Below are 15,808 nucleotides of genomic sequence, written 5' to 3'. Positions count from 1 at the left end.
TTCAAATTATAGTTTCGTATAATCTATATTCTTTATGGTTTTTTGAGAGAGTTTAAGTAACTGAACTACTAAGCTTCTATTAAACAATAAATTTCTTAATTTTTTTGGATTTATTAGTGTTAAAAAATATTTCCATCCCGTTTAAGAGTTTTAATACAGGTAGTTTTTGGCTTTAACTATAGCGATACTGCTACCTTCTCTCACGAAAACTCAAGACAAGAATAAATTTTATAAGATGTTATTTTATGTTATAATTAAAGAACACATCATACTTAATTGATTAATATAACTATATTATGAATATCAGTTTTCTTATCAAAGCACAATTCGATTTGCTGCAAAATCATTTGGAACTTTTCTCTAAAGAGCTTGGATCAGCAAATATTATTTCAGCTAATTATTACTCTCTGCCAGGCTATAATAAAGAGCAAGAACACACTGCTCCTGAAAAAATTGTTGTAAATGAATTAACAGGTGATGAGGCTTTAAAAAAGATTATATTTTCATTCAATGATTTATTTTTAGAATCAGGTAAAAGCGGTAAAGTTTTAACACGGCACCCAGGCATTGTTTTGGTTGAAGACAAATTTAAACATTTACAAAATAGAATCAATTCAATAAACATTGAAAAGGCAAAATTTAAGGAGTTAATTCTCAGCATACCTAACAATGATGCACGTTTTGAAGCCGTTCATTCAGCAGTTCCAAATTTAATAACATTAGCTGCATATCGTAAAATCCATAGTGAGTCTGAATCACCTTTTTCGGTTCGATTCTCTTGGATGAAAAAGCACGCAACAAAAACCTTAACCAAAGATGCGGCTCTAGAAATGCTAGATCGCTCTTCTAAATATTCTAATCCAAGAGCTATCGATCAAGAATCATGGTTAAAAGCTGTTGAAACCGAAAAGATTCGAGTTCAAAGTTTGCAATCAGATTCAAAGCTTAGAATACGAAGACCAACAAGAGTAACACCAGAAGTAAATATTCGCTTTACAGCTACCAATAGATATCATGTAAGTGGTGCTTTACCTTTTATTATGTTAAATCCAAGCAAGAAGTTAAAAGTGGGAAGTCTTCCTCATTATGATTCAAGTGTGAATGATCCAAGAAAGAGAGAATATAATTTTTTAGTTGATAGAATATATTTAGAAAAAAAAGAGTAAATGAAACATTTACTCTTTTACGATCTCTTCAAGTACATCCTCGTCAATTACTTCAACGGCTTCAACTAGTCGTTTTCCACCTTGAATTTCAATTCTCTTGTTTTGTTTGTTTAATGTAAGAATTTCATCACAAAACTCTTCTGAAGGATGCATTTCATAAACGTAGTCGATAATTTTTCCAGTTTTATCATCTTTCACATTGGTTATATCGTATTCAGAAATAGCACCTTTTTCGATCAAATCCTTCATTGTCGTAGTCATATCTCGACGCAATGCTTTCAATTTATTCTCTGTTATCTCATCAGTTGAATAAATTGAACCATATTTTTCCATGATTGAAAGCAATCTGAAATGGTAAGTTTTACCTGGTGCAGCATATCGCCATAAATGATATAAACGAAGCATCATCCAACGAGATAAACCCCGCTTTAATTCTTGTGCTCTGTTGAAGTAATAACCTTTATATTCCAGATTATCGATCATGTTATGAACAAAAGCGTTCAAACAAGCAACACATTTTACATTGCCACCCTGGCCTTTTTTTCCACTAAAGTGTAATGAAGAAAGAAAATTCATGTTTGATTCGTAGAAAGAATCATCAATATCTGTGTTTTTTGTATCTGTTGCTGAATATTTAAATGATAGTTTCGAACCTTGAAGTGCTTCTAGCGATTCTTTAATTTGAGGATATGGCATAGATTGGCCTACAGCTTTTAATTCCTGCGCCAACTCATTCATAGAAAAAATCACGGCATATTGAATACCTGACTTAAAATTGATTTTTACAATTTTACCTTTTGACGCCAATCGAATTAACGCCCTTTCAACTTTTTCTTCACGATCAGACGGCCAAACTAGGCATTCAACTTCTTCGCCTTCTAGCTTAGTACTCACAACGGCAGGGGTAATTTTTATCTCACCTTCATAAAGAATACCATCAACTTTTTCTGAAATACGTCGAGTGATTATTGTTTTTTTCGGTGCTTCTTCTAGTGGTAACTTTTTATGACCTGAACGAACAAAGCGACCCCAAAGATCATAATGGTTGAATGTATTAGAATATGCTCGAAGTTCATGGGCAGCACTGTCAAGAGTGATGCGAACATCTTTATTGTCTGTAAATAGTGCTAAGTTTTCATTATCGGTTGCACTTTCGACTCCATGAATTTGCCCACGTAATGAATCAGGTAGATTATCTACTGAGATGTTCACCTTTCGGCTCATTGTTTTACTTCCAAATTTCGACGACATGCTATAACAACATATTCCACAGCAAAAGTTAATAATTAAAGTTAGTAAAAAAGTGATCTGAAGATGTTTTTTATTGAGATCATGTTTTTACTAACTTACCCAACAAATCAAAATTTTACTAAGTCATCGTCGATTTGTCATATATTTTGCTGCCTTCAATCTATTTCTTCTCGTTTTTTGCTGTGTATAACTTGGTTCTATATTGATAAAGATCTGATCTGTACTAAGAACAGATCAGATCTTTATTAAGTAATTTAATATTTAATATAAAAGAACCGTGTATAACTCCATGATTTAACTTAGTAAAAATCTGATCTTCAGCACACTTCTGTTAATAATTTTGTTTGCAAACTGTGCATAAGTATCAATCTGATTTTCAAGTTAGTAAAATATAGATCTAAAAGTTAATAAAGATCAGATCTTTACTTCGTAAGAAGATGATCCCAATTTTTCACCATTAGTATTTAAAATCAATAACTTAGTTGAAAATTTTACTCCTTTAACCTTAATTACCTTATACTTTAACCATAATTAAACTTCTTATTTATTCTTTATATGTAATCAATTTATAAATGTCTTCTTTTTTTGTTGTTTACTATTAAAGTTATGGACATTATAATCTTTAGCATAAAGTTAAGGATATTATGTATGTCAATTAATACTCGCGCACTATCAACTTATAAACTTTTAAAGGCTACAGCTGAAGTTGCTGAACAATCTTTAGAAGGTAGGATCCAACATTATCGTGCTCATTTAAAGAGCGATGAAAAAGAGCTCCGCACATACACACAAAAAGCTGCAGCTGATTTACTTGGCTGCAATAATAGAACGTTAAAACGTAGACATGACCAAGGTGACTTTGATGATTTAAACATTCAAAAGGGCGCTAACGGGCATTATGCTTACACACTATCTAATATTTTTGCTATGGCTGAAATTATGGGTATTCCTCATGATCAGCGTAAAGAAAATGATAAACTTCAAGTCATTGTTATTAATTCTTTAAAGGGTGGGTGTGGTAAGACAACATCTTTAGTAAATATAGCAGCCGCATTAGCAACAACGAATATCAAACGTTATCGTATCGGAATTATTGATCTCGATCCTCAAGGCTCTTCTTCTAGTTTTTTTCCTTCCCAAGATCCTGAACCGATCACTGTTGGTGATCTTATGCGTGATTGCATTGAATTAGATGAGGGTGAAGTTTGGTCCGATGTTGTTAGTGAAGCTTTCCAATCGACTCATATACCTAATATTAGACTTTTACCATCGGGAATGGATGATTTTTATTTTGAACATGAAACAGCGACTGAATTAAAAGAGTCATCTAGTTATGAACAAACTCGTCATTATCATAAATTATTAGAGAAAGTGATAAAGCCTGTTGAAGACCAATTTGATATTATCTTAATTGATACTGCTCCATCCCTAAACTTTATGTTTTATAACGCATTAATGGCTTCAACAGCCATGCTTATACCAGTTCACCCTGAAGCCGTCGACTTTGATGCAAACAATAAATATCTAAAACGTTTAGGTGAGATTTATCATACGGTTGCAGCTTTAGGTCACCATGGCTGGGATTTCATGCAGTTTTTAGTTACCAACTACGTCAAAGGTAATCACTCACAACGTGATATCGTTAAAGATGTCCGTAGTGCTTTTGGGCGCCAGGTTATGAGTTATCCAATCAATCATAGCTCTGCGATTACAGCGAGTTCCTCATCTTTCAATACGATCTTCGATCAAAAAACATCTGATAGCCTTGCTAGTCGTGAATCTTTGATCAAATCTCAAGAAAATATCAAAGATGTTGTTGATGAACTTGAAATGCTGATACGTTCAAATTGGATTTCGACTCAATCGTCTCTAGAACAACAAGGTTAATAGGTTTTACATGGCTAAAAAACGTAAAAATGACACTCGCTTAGACCCTTTTGCTTCGCCTGTAAGTACCAGTAGTTTAGATGAGTTATTAGAACAAGCTTCTGTCGGTGAAGTATTAACTATGCCGGCACCGAGTGATCCAAATAGAATGATCACTTTGACGTGTCAGGTGATCAAACATAGCGATATTGAATCGCAAACGAGAGTATTCGGTCAAAATCGCCGTGAACAAAGTTTGCTCTCGCAAAAATCAGTTTCTGACATTCTCCCTGCAATCAAAAATGACCAACGTAACCTCCATCCAGCATTGTGCTGGTCAAAAGGTGATGTTCAATGGGTTTTATCTGGTTCTAGACGCCGTAAGGCCTGTTTACTTGCTGATGCTGATTATGTTGTATTATCTTCTCCTGATTTTACTGATGAAGATGCAAAACTGTTAGCGGTTTCTTCCGATCAATATATAGCGCCTAGCCTGTGGGAGCTAGGACAAGCTTATGCTGATACTAAGCAAGAACTGATTGCTCAAGGTAAGAAAGGCTCTTACAGAGAGATTGCGGAGCTTGAAGGGGTATCTCACACTGCAATCGCTGATTCATTAAAAGCTTTTGAACAAATTCCTTTAAAAGTTTTGCAACACTACCCTACTCCAAATCACTTAGGTCGTGAGGCTGCAAAGAAATTAATTGACGCAATTAAAAAAGATCAAGATATGTTTTTCTTGCTGTTAGAAGATTTGCGTAACCAATCTTTTATGTCTGAAGAAATGAGTGATGAGAAACGTGCTATCAAAATTACACAGTTCTTGATTAACTTTGAGCAACCTGTTCGCCGAAACGAGTCTCTGTTTAGCAATGAATTTATTGATTTGCAAAGAAGTAACAAAAGTGGGGACATAACAATTAAAATTAATAATCAGGTCATCACTGATAAACGTTTAGAGCAATTACAAAAGCTCCTCGCTACTTATAATTGATAAAGGGCTTCGGCCCTTTTTTTATTCCTATATTTCATTGTTCAATTTATATCTTGTCTTACCAGTTAAGTTTTTTGCTATAAAAAGTTTATTCGGTTTATTCGTTGGTCATATTTCCATATACTGGGCGGATGATTTGATTTTTACGCGAATTAAATGTCAACGCAGTTATCTAAAGAACAATTATTTGCTCTCTTTGAGGAAATAAAACAAGAGCAAGCGACTCAATTTCCTCTTTCTGAGCGTTTTTTAAAGCAGTACTTCAATAGTAGTCTTTTATCTAAAGCAAAAGAGTATCTTCATAATTCCCAAATTAGTTTCTTAGAGCATAGCGAAGACTTTTCTACGATCGATAGTCAAGTCATTGGCAATTTTGGTAATACCTTCTCTCAACATATCAAAATTACCAAAGTTAATAATAACCCGAGTGTAGATGCGCAATGTACCTGCTCCAATAATGCTAAATGTCGACACATTGCAGCTGTTCTCCTCAAGCTAAAAGTTGAGCATTCTGGTGGCTTTGGTGAAGCATTTCTAGTGAATGACTGGTTTAATGAATTAGCAAGTTTGCAGCATGGCGAATCTATTGAGACTGACAATGTCTTGTTGTTCACGCTCGAACCAATTGGTCAGGAACTATTACTTTATCCCAAAATGTCGCCCTATCGTCCTGATGGCCAGTATCCATTAGGTCGTCTATTGACTGAACCTCAATTAAATAGCCCTGTAGCGCCTCCTGGCTTGCTTGAGTCTGACTTTAGACTATTTAGTTGGGTTCGCTCGCAAAACTCACCAGGTCATTATGAGCTTTCAGGCAAGTGGGGCTTTGAAGCGGTTAATCAGCTTTTACAAACAAAGCGACTTTTCTTGCAAAATAGCAGAACTTCTTTAAAGCTTGGTCATCAGGCTAACCTTGCGCTGAGCTGGCAGCAAAAGAATGATAAGTCACAACTAGTGGCGTCGGTTGAGGGGGTCGAAACTTGGCATCTTATCAAAACTGATCCGCCGCTCTATTTGGATACAGATACACATACCATTGGTCGCATCAATAGTGCGCTCAGTGCCCAAGAGCTAGCACATATCAACACGATGCCTGCAGTACCGAATGATCAACTCATGCAAGTGGTGAAGCGATTCCAAGAGGTATTTGCTGATAATATCGTCAGCATGCCAAATGGTGCGCACACGGAGCTAGAGTCATCAGGTGTACCTTTAAAGCTTAAATTAGTTGCCTATGACGCATATTTTGGCTTTAAGCTGATCTCATCGCTAAAGACCGATGCAAAAAATACCGAAATCAGCAAAACTTTAAAACGCTCTGAACAATATTTACTAGGTCTAGGTTTTCGTTTTGAAGATGGCCTTTTTGTCTTGCCTCAACAAGATGGTGCATTTATCCATTGGTTTAACCATGAAATAAGAGGCCACTTGCAAAGCAAAGGTTGGCTGGTAGATGAGATCTCTGAATCAAGTTCAGTTATATCAGCGAAAGTATCTTTGTTGTTGAAAAGGGATAAGTACCATCATATTAAAGGCAAGGTTTTACTTGATACAAATCCTGTTCTATTTGATTGGGACAAACATGCTGAGCTTGAAGTGAATACCCTTGCCAATCAGTTTTACTATGTTGAAATTGGCAAACAAACTTATGCGCTTGAAAGGCGCGCTTATGACAAGTTGATGTTTCTAAAAGCGCGGTTTAGTTATTACGCATCGAGTGCGCAATTTAAATTCCCTCTTTCTGTGATCAAGCAACTCTTTACTATCGATGAGCTTAACATTGAATGTAAAGATAAGAAGCTGCTTGATTACTTAAGTGAGCTTAATAGCCCTAATAAAGTTCAATTGAAACCAAGTAATCATAACAGTGACTTGTTTACATTGAGAGATTATCAAGAGCTGGGCGTAAACTGGTTAAAGTTTCTGCACCGCCATCAGCTTGGTGGGATCCTAGCTGATGACATGGGGTTAGGTAAAACACTACAAGTTATCGCTTACTTTATTAATCAGCATAATACGTTAGTGACTAAACCGAGCTTAATTGTGTGTCCAACGAGCTTGGTGGGAAATTGGCAAAATGAGTTTGCACGTTTTGCGCCTAATTTACAGTTGACGACGGTCCACGGCAGTCAACGTGACAGGGTATTAAATAACCTTCATGGTGCACGTTTTATCTTAACCACTTATCCATTATTGAAACGCGATCTTGAGTATTATAAAGGACTCGACTTTGATTCGATTGTACTAGATGAAGCGCAGTACATTAAAAATGAAGCGGCGCAAGTATCTAAGTGCGTTAAGCAATTGTCTGCACAGTTTAAGCTTTGTCTCAGTGGCACGCCGGTTGAGAATAATCTGCTTGAGCTTAAATCATTGCTCGATTTCGTAATGCCTGAAATATTAGGCACCAAGCAGCAATTTAAAGGTTATTTCCAGCAACCTATAGAAAAGGAGCAAGATCAAAGCCGTGTCTCGGAGCTTAAAGAGCTTATTTCGCCGTTCATCTTGCGTCGTACCAAGCAACAAGTGGCTACCGAGTTACCGAGTAAAACTGAATTAGTGAAAGAGTTACAGTTTGCACCAATACAAGCTCAGTTATATTCAAATATACAAAAACAACTGGAGAATAAACTATTAGAGCTCTTTAAAGAACAAGGTGTTGAGCGCAGTAAATTGGCATTTTTAGATGCCCTACTGAAGCTTAGACAAATTTGTTGTCATCCTAAGCTAGTAGATCATGAAACTGACGAAGTAGGTGCTAAGCTGACGTGGCTGGGTGAACATCTACCTGAAATGCTTGCGCAGGGTCGTAAAGTGATTATTTTCAGTCAGTTCACATCAGTACTTGATTTGATTGCAGCGCATTGCAATGAACTTGGTATCACATTTAGTATGCTTACGGGCCAAACACGTCACAGAGACAAAGTGATTTCGACGTTCACAGAAGGTGAGAGCAACGTATTTTTGATTAGTTTAAAAGCGGGTGGAACAGGACTGAATCTGACGCAAGCTGACACAGTGATCCATTTTGATCCTTGGTGGAATCCGGCGGTAGAAAATCAAGCGACTGATAGAGCGTATCGAATAGGACAAGATAAGCCTGTTTTTGTCTATAAATTAATTATGGCTGGCTCAATAGAACAAAAAGTGTTTACTATGCAGCAACAAAAGCAGGCTTTGGTTGATGCTTTATTTAATGATAAGCATATGAGTTTCAATAGTTTTAATGAGGAGCAAATGCTTGCACTATTGCAAAGCTAAAAAAGTTAAAATTATTTTGAACTAACTCGATTAAGGGCAGTCTATAAGTACAGTGATGCAGAGTTACTGTTTTATTTCCCCCCTTAACTTACTTGTTTTTAATGGCCAACTTATAGTTGGCCATTTTTTTTAATGTTTTTCATCATTCCATATTTGATCCACATTGTGTTGCTTTAATTACCCTAACGCTTAATAAATTACATTCTTTAGACGATTTGGAGTCGATTATGCTTTGCCATCAACAATCTGAATTAAGTTTTATTGAACCGATTTCACCTTGTGATCAGGATTTACTTTCAGAAGTTGCAAGTAGTGAAGATCTTTCAAGCATTTTAACTATGCTTTTATTTGATGAAACTTTATCGTATGAGCTAAAGCAAAGTGTTAAAGCTCAGCTTAAACAACTAAAATGTCTAAAGACTCAGTAATAAAATAAGAAACCATGCCACATATTCTAATTGTTGAAGATGAATATGACATCGCCGAGCAGGTGATGTTATTTTTTAAAGCCGCTCAATTCGAAGTCACCCATATTGCCGATGGTGCAGAGGTTGTCGATTGGGTTGCTCAACATAAACCTGATGCCATTTTAATGGACATTATGATCCCCAACCAAGATGGGGTTGAATGTATGAAGCAGATCAGACAATTTTCAATGGTGCCTATTTTGATGATGACGGCAAAAGTCGCTGAAGCTGACAGGCTAAGAGGCCTTGAGTTTGGTGCTGATGATTATGTCTGTAAGCCTTTTAGTGCTGCTGAACTAGTGATGCGAGTTAGGGCTATTCTTCGTCGCTGTGCCCCTTTAGAGGCTAAAGCAGAAAAAATACTGGTGGATGAAGAGCAACTATTGATAAAGCTTAAAGGGCAAGCTTTACCGTTAACTAAAGTTGAGTTTGATATATTTGCACTGCTTTACAAAGCGCCTAGTCGTGTTTTCTCTCGTCAACAAATTCTAGACTTTATTCAACCTGATAACTTTGATATTTCAGATCGTGTTATAGACAGCCACATCAAAAATATCCGTAAGAAAATTAAGCAAATAGGCGTATCTTCTAAGCTGGTTGGTTCTGTATATGGGGCTGGGTATCGTTTTGATGAACAGCAAATAGACACGGCAGTTTAACCCATTAGTGAACCCTCGCCTTGACTAAGGTATTATCAACCTAATAATAATATTAAGAGGTTGATATGATTGATTCATTTATCTCGCAATTAACTTGGGTGCATGGCATAGTTGGCATCCTAGGCGTTGCTACTCCTTTGCCCTTTTTTTGGCAACGCCTTGTAAAAAAACAATCTTTAATCCATCAACTTGAATTGCAACTTGAGCAACACACTGCTCAACAAGCGCAATTGCAACAAGCTCACAAAGCTGAGCAGGAATTAGCGCAACAGCTACAAAATGATAAGTTGCAGCTACATGGTCAAGTTCAACAAACTCAAGCTCGCTTAAGTGAGAAACAACTTCAGGCTCAACAATTCCATAAGCTTTGGCAACAGGGTGAACAAAATTTACAAACGCTACAGCAAGAGAAAAGCCTCATTGCGGTTGAGTTAGCTGAATTAAAGGCGTCATCAGAGCAAAAACAAGCGGCATTAGAAGCACAACTTAACCATTTAGAGCAAACTAAGAGTCAACTGAAACAAGAGTTTGAAAACTTAGCTAATCAAATTTTCGAAGAAAAGTCGCAGCGTTTTGGACAACAAAGCCAAGAACGAATTGGTCAATTGCTGCAACCAGTTCAAGGTGAATTAAAAGGCTTTCGTGACAAAATGGAAGCCATTCACAGTGAAGAGCTGAAGCAGCGCGCAGCATTAAAAACCGAGCTGTTACACCTACAAGCTAATAATAAATCAATCACTGAACAAGCTGATAAATTAACGACTGCACTGCAAGGACAGAAGAAAACCCAAGGTAATTGGGGAGAGCTAATGCTTGAAAATGTTTTAGACAGTGCGGGCTTAAGAGCGGGTGATGATTACAAAAGAGAAGCGTCTTTTACCACTGAAGTTGGCAAGTTTAGACCGGATGTATTGGTCTACCTTCCCCAACAAAGGCATTTAATCATTGATGCTAAAACATCATTAAATGCTTACACTCGCTATGTTAATGCGGAGTGTGATGCTGAAGCGCAAACTGCCTTAGCCCAGCACTATCAGGCTGTGGCAGATCGTATTAAGGAATTAGGCGATAAACGGTATGAAAAACTACCTGGGATCAACTCACCTGAAGTGGTGATCATGTTTATTCCTATAGAGTCGGCCTTTGTTGCGGCAGTCAAATTTAATCCAGCCATCTATCAACACGCGTTAGAGCATAATGTTTTAGTGGCGACACCTACTACCCTTTTAACCAGTCTTAACATAGTTAAACAGCTTTGGCGTTTTGAAGAACAATCAAAGCATAGCCGTGAACTCGCTTTACGTGCTGAGCGTTTTTATAACAAGCTCAATGGTTTTCTCAATAGCATGGAAGGGGTGGGTACTCAATTAGATAAAGCCAAAGAGAGTTACGAGAAAGCCTTTTCTCAGCTTTATGCCGGCAAAGGTAATTTAATCAAACAAGCTTCAGAGTTTAAAGAGCTCGGCGTGTCAGTCACTAAAGAGCTTCCTGAGTCTTTGCAAGAAAAAGCCCGATTAGAACTAGAATAGCAATAAAAAGGAGCCTTTTGGCTCCTTTGTTCTCTCAGTTTTGTTGGGTTAACTGTTTTGTCTTGAATTAGGGTTATTACATTTGGCTTTTTGCCCTTTTCGTTGCAATGACACAAATAAATTCATAGTAAGAGGATGTGTTTTAACATCTTGCCAGATCACACTGCTTGCAGGCGGACAAAGAGAGTGCTGTATGTAATTTCTTAGTACGTCACCGTCCATGTTTAGCTTTTCAGGTACTCTAACATGTGTGATAACACCGTATTCACTGAACTTGACTTCATCTAGTTGCCAAGTACCCATCATAAATTGTTTTGAGAAATAGCGTGCAATGCGAGTTTGCGAGTCATCTGACAGTGGTGTTTGCGCTTGAGTAGCAGGTAAACTAGTCCAATAAAAAACCGCAAAAATAGCCAGGAAGACAAGCCCAATAGAGACAAATTTGAACGATGAGTTACGTGATTTTTGGGTACTATTTTGCTTTTGGCGCGTTTCAATGATTTTCGCCCAATCGCCATGTTTTAAAGTTGGTTGAGACATTTTCTTTCTCCCGTGTTAATGGCGTTATTAAAACAAACCAATGTGGAAGAAAAATGGAGTGAATGTGGAGTAAATTTGTAGGCTTTTTAAAGCCTACAACAGTGTATGCTTGCTTAAGCAGCGAAATTCAATGGCAAAGTTATTTGCACGCATAAACCGCCAGACTTTCCATGTTTGAGTACGATTTTTCCTGCTAAAGCCTGAACTAAGCTTTGGCAAATTGACAGCCCTAATCCTGAACCACCTAAAGCCCGAGAGCGAGACTTATCAACCCTGTAAAGTCGATCAAAAAGCCTTGGTAAGTCTTCATCACTCACACCAGGGCTAGAATCATCGAGTTGAATAAACACTTGGGTTTGATTTGCTCTTACCTTCAGTCTGACATGTCCCGGCGTATCCGTATAGAGACATGCATTTTTCGTAAGGTTGAGGATCACTTGCTCGAGCTTTGATTGATCCGTTTTCAATACAGTATTTGCAGCAAAGTCGATGTCACTTATAAACCTTAGCTGATGTTGCTCTGCAAGCACTTTAATATCGGACATAAACTTTTGCGTAAGCTGGTGCAAATTGATTTCTTGCAAGTCGATATAGAGTGCTTTGTTTTGTAATTGAGATAGTTGGTATACATCAGAAATAAGATTATTAAGTTGTGCTATTTTGTCATTGATCTTGCCGTAGGCTAAAAGCTTATCGTCAATCAGGTTATGTTCTAGGGCTTCAATATGTAGTTTGAGTACACTTAGAGGAGTGCGAAGTTCATGAGAAATATCAGCAAGCATTTGTTCCTTTTGTTCAAGGTTATGCTGATACATTTGAGCCTTATAGTGAGTATTTTTTTGCTTTATGTAGTAAGCATAAATTATAAAACCACTCACAGCTGAGATTAGTAAACTGGCTAATAACCAAATGCGTTTTTGTAAAGTTTCATTTTCTAGCTCGATAGTCGTTAACGCATGTTTCTTTTCTTCTTGCGCAAGTTTTAAAGATTTAAGTAGATTATCTAAGCGCTTCTTAATAGTGACGGCATCACGATCTTCGATATTTTTAGCATAGGTTTTTAAGTTGGCAGTTGCATCTAGTAAGTATGCATAGGCTTTTTCATAGTTTCCTTGTTGCGAATAGGCTTTACTTGAGTACAAGTTATATTGATGAGTAAAAAAAGCTGACTTAAATTGCGCTGCAAGTGGATTTGATAGCGCAAGATATTCTAGGGCGATTTCAGGATGCTGATGCTGAATATAGGCTTGGGCTAAATGAATATAAGACCAAAACTTGCGAACAGTTGATTCTGTCTTTTCTGCATAAGCATGTTCTTTTTTCGCATGCCAGAGACTTTTTTCAGGCTTATTTTGCTTGAAGTAAATATTAAATAAGGTACCGTGAGCGCTTGATAGCCCTTCATTTGCATCTAACTGGGTTAATAATGAAATGGCTTCATTTAATTGAGGAATGGCATTTTGATAGTCGTCACCTTTAGCTGAAAGCTGTGCAAGTGTTAATGCCGTCGATGCTATGTTACGTTTGTGACCGGTTTTTTTGTCGTAAACTAGAGCCTGCTCAAGGAAAAAGCGCGCCTTTTTACCATTACGCAATACATTTGATAAACCATACAGATTGTAGTAATTAGCGGCTTTAAGCCCATAATTATCTGAGCTTTCTAACATTTTTTGTGCGTTAATCTGTAGGTCCATCGCCTTATCTAATGCACCTTGTGCCTCATATAAAACGCCAAGGTTTATCATTGATTGCGCTATAAGGTCGTCATCATCTAACGAAAGTGCGATTTGCTTTGCCGCTAAATAATAATATTCCGCTTTATCCGTGTTCATGTTTCTACGGAAATTAACCCCTAACTCTTTGTTCACGTTATATCTAAATTCAAGAGTTTGCTCAGGCTGGGTAAGTAGCGGTAAAAGTAGTTCTATGGCCTGGTTATATCGCGCTTGCTCACGGGCTATTTTAGCTCTTTGCAAATTAACCTGAGGTTGGAAAATTAACTGTTTTTCTCGTTCGAGCGTTTTCAGTGCGACATCAAGTTTACCTTCCTTGGTGAGTTTTTTGGCTTCAGAAATTATTTCTGATGTTAACGGTGCGGCGCTTAAACTAAAGGCCAAAGCCGCTAACAACAAGGTAAAACGTTTCATGTGGCTTTGTTGAAGGGAATTATTTATTGAATCTTAAGTGCAAATTGTGATTGAAATGTGGAGTGTAAAGGCCCTTTACATATTTTTAGTGAGGTTACTCTAAATGATAAAAGGGCCCGATTGGGCCCTTTGCTGATAAGGAACTATATGACTCAAAAATTAGAACTGGTTCATGGTGTTAGCTTCACCACCTGCTTTTAGTGCATTGTCACCAGAGAAGTACTCTTTGTGCGTATCACCGATGTTTGAACCTGCTAGGTCTTGGTGCTTCACTGATGCTTGTTCACGGCGGATTTCTTGACGTTGAACATCACGTACGTAAGCCAGCATGCCTAGGTCACCGAAGTAGCCTTCAGCAAGAATATCTGTGCTTAGTGCAGCCGTGTGATAAGTTGGTAGCGTGATTAAGTGGTGGAAAATCCCCGCTTCACGTGCACCATCTTTTTGGAAGTTTTGTACTAACACATCTGCTGCTGCTGCAAGCTCTGAGCTATCAAGTTCAGGTGCCATCAATGCTTTGATGTCTTGAGACGGATCAGGGTAAGCTGATAGGTCTTTACCTTGTTCCTGCCACTCTGCGTATACTTGCTCGCGGAACTTAAGTGTCCAGTTGAATGATGGTGAGTTGTTGTATACTAGCTTCGCATTTGGTACTTGCTCACGAACGCGATTTACAAGCTCAGCGATTTGTTTAACGTTAGGTTTTTCAGTTTCAATCCAAAGTAAATCAGCACCTGATTGTAGGCTTGTGACACAATCTAGTACTACGCGGTCTTTTTCTGTGCCTTCTTTGAACTGGTATAAACCATTGTCTAGGCGCACCGGCTTACAAAGCTCGCCATTTAATTTCATCGCCATTTCACCTTCTTCAAGGTCTGCACCGCTTGACACTGGTGTTGTGTCTAAGAATGCAGTGTATTGACTCGCTAAATCACCTGGTGTTTTAGATACTGGCACTTTTTGTGTCAGGCTTGCACCAAGTGAGTCAGTACGCGCTACGATTACACCATCTTCAACACCTAGTTCAAGGAATGCATAACGAACTGCGTTGATTTTTGCTAAGAAGTCTTCGTGAGGCACTGTTACTTTGCCAGCTTGGTGACCACACTGTTTTGCATCAGAAACTTGGTTTTCAATTTGAATAGCACATGCGCCCGCTTCAATCATTTTCTTAGCAAGTAGGTATGTTGCTTCTTCGTTACCAAAACCTGCGTCGATATCTGCAATAATTGGTACTACATGTGTTTCGAAGTTATCGATTTTGCTCAGTACAGCTTCAACATCACCGCCATTTGTTTTTGCTTCATCAAGCTCTTTGTATAGGTGATCGAGTTCACGCGCATCAGCTTGCTTTAAGAAAGTATAAATTTCTTCGATAAGTGCAGGCACTGAGGTTTTCTCATGCATACTTTGGTCTGGTAATGGACCAAATTCAGAGCGAAGTGCTGCAACCATCCAGCCACTTAGGTAAACGTAAGAACGTTTAGTCGTTTTTTGATGGCGCTTAACTGCCATCATCATCTGCTGTGCAGTGAAGCCGTGCCAACAACCAAGAGACTGAGTGTATTGACTGCTATCTGCGTCATAGGTCGCCATGTCTTCACGCATCACCTTTGCCGTGTACTTTGCGATGTCTAAGCCTGTTTTAAAGCGGTTTTGCAAGTTCATGCGGCTTGCAAACTCAGGGCTGATTGATTGCCACGTATTGCCCTGTGTTTGGCAAAGTGTGCTGAAGTGGTCAAGTTTTGATTGATAGCTAGTCATAATAAAAATCCTTCGAACGGGTTGCTGTATAACTTTTTATTCATGTTTATGAGAGTGACACCACAAAGCTGTTGGTTATTTGCTCTGTTTGGCGCTTAATTCAACACTAGGCCGATTTTTGTGATTTTTTAAATTTATAGTTGTTATCCTGGGTATTCTTTTTG

11 protein-coding genes are annotated in these 15,808 nt (G+C 37.8%); 7 read left to right on the top strand and 4 right to left on the bottom strand.

Going from position 1 to position 15,808, the window contains the following annotated elements:
- Positions 1-296 precede the first annotated feature (296 nt).
- Complete coding sequence (locus ACXAC4_RS23925; protein WP_475166474.1) at positions 297-1,166, top strand: DNA replication terminus site-binding protein; 870 nt, start codon at positions 297-299, stop codon at positions 1,164-1,166.
- Positions 1,167-1,175: 9 nt separating this feature from the next.
- Here the strand turns inward: ACXAC4_RS23925 and ACXAC4_RS23920 are convergent, their stop codons facing one another.
- Entirely contained in the window at positions 1,176-2,390 is a 1,215-nt protein-coding gene (locus ACXAC4_RS23920; RefSeq protein ID WP_130254783.1) for a replication protein A, read from the bottom strand.
- 675 nt (positions 2,391-3,065) lie between these two features.
- Here ACXAC4_RS23920 and ACXAC4_RS23915 point away from each other — a divergent pair.
- The 6 genes from ACXAC4_RS23915 to ACXAC4_RS23890 all read left to right on the top strand — a co-directional run bounded on the left by ACXAC4_RS23915 (position 3,066) and on the right by ACXAC4_RS23890 (position 11,193).
- The gene (locus ACXAC4_RS23915; RefSeq protein ID WP_138479352.1) at positions 3,066-4,304 is read left to right on the top strand and encodes an AAA family ATPase; all 1,239 of its coding nucleotides are present in this window, start codon (positions 3,066-3,068) and stop codon (positions 4,302-4,304) included.
- Between the two features lie 10 nt (positions 4,305-4,314).
- Complete coding sequence (locus ACXAC4_RS23910; RefSeq protein ID WP_475166471.1) at positions 4,315-5,277, top strand: transcriptional regulator; 963 nt, start codon at positions 4,315-4,317, stop codon at positions 5,275-5,277.
- Positions 5,278-5,433: 156 nt separating this feature from the next.
- On the top strand, positions 5,434-8,538 hold the full coding sequence (locus ACXAC4_RS23905) for a DEAD/DEAH box helicase (RefSeq protein WP_475166470.1): 3,105 nt from the start codon (positions 5,434-5,436) through the stop codon (positions 8,536-8,538).
- Positions 8,539-8,765: 227 nt separating this feature from the next.
- A complete protein-coding gene (locus tag ACXAC4_RS23900) occupies positions 8,766-8,966 on the top strand; it encodes a hypothetical protein (protein WP_475166467.1) in 201 nt (66 codons plus the stop codon).
- 14 nt (positions 8,967-8,980) lie between these two features.
- Positions 8,981-9,664: a response regulator gene (locus ACXAC4_RS23895; protein WP_138479344.1), complete on the top strand. Its 684-nt coding sequence runs from the start codon at positions 8,981-8,983 to the stop codon at positions 9,662-9,664.
- A gap of 65 nt (positions 9,665-9,729) precedes the next feature.
- Positions 9,730-11,193 (top strand): DNA recombination protein RmuC, encoded by a 1,464-nt coding sequence (locus ACXAC4_RS23890; RefSeq protein WP_475166462.1) that lies wholly within the window; start codon positions 9,730-9,732, stop codon positions 11,191-11,193.
- A 48-nt stretch (positions 11,194-11,241) separates the two neighbouring features.
- On the opposite strand, the gene ACXAC4_RS23885 is transcribed toward ACXAC4_RS23890, so the two are convergent.
- The 3 genes from ACXAC4_RS23885 to ACXAC4_RS23875 all read right to left on the bottom strand — a co-directional run bounded on the left by ACXAC4_RS23885 (position 11,242) and on the right by ACXAC4_RS23875 (position 15,644).
- Complete coding sequence (locus ACXAC4_RS23885) at positions 11,242-11,733, bottom strand: hypothetical protein (RefSeq protein ID WP_475166460.1); 492 nt, start codon at positions 11,731-11,733, stop codon at positions 11,242-11,244.
- 113 nt (positions 11,734-11,846) lie between these two features.
- Positions 11,847-13,880: an ATP-binding protein gene (locus ACXAC4_RS23880; protein WP_475166456.1), complete on the bottom strand. Its 2,034-nt coding sequence runs from the start codon at positions 13,878-13,880 to the stop codon at positions 11,847-11,849.
- 159 nt (positions 13,881-14,039) lie between these two features.
- Entirely contained in the window at positions 14,040-15,644 is a 1,605-nt protein-coding gene (locus ACXAC4_RS23875; RefSeq protein WP_475166450.1) for an isocitrate lyase, read from the bottom strand.
- Between the last annotated feature and the right edge of the window lie 164 nt (positions 15,645-15,808).

This window comes from Pseudoalteromonas sp. AWM4_233 (genome assembly GCF_056158285.1).
Note: the sequence above shows the minus strand (reverse complement) of the source record. Positions and strands in the feature narration are given on the sequence as shown.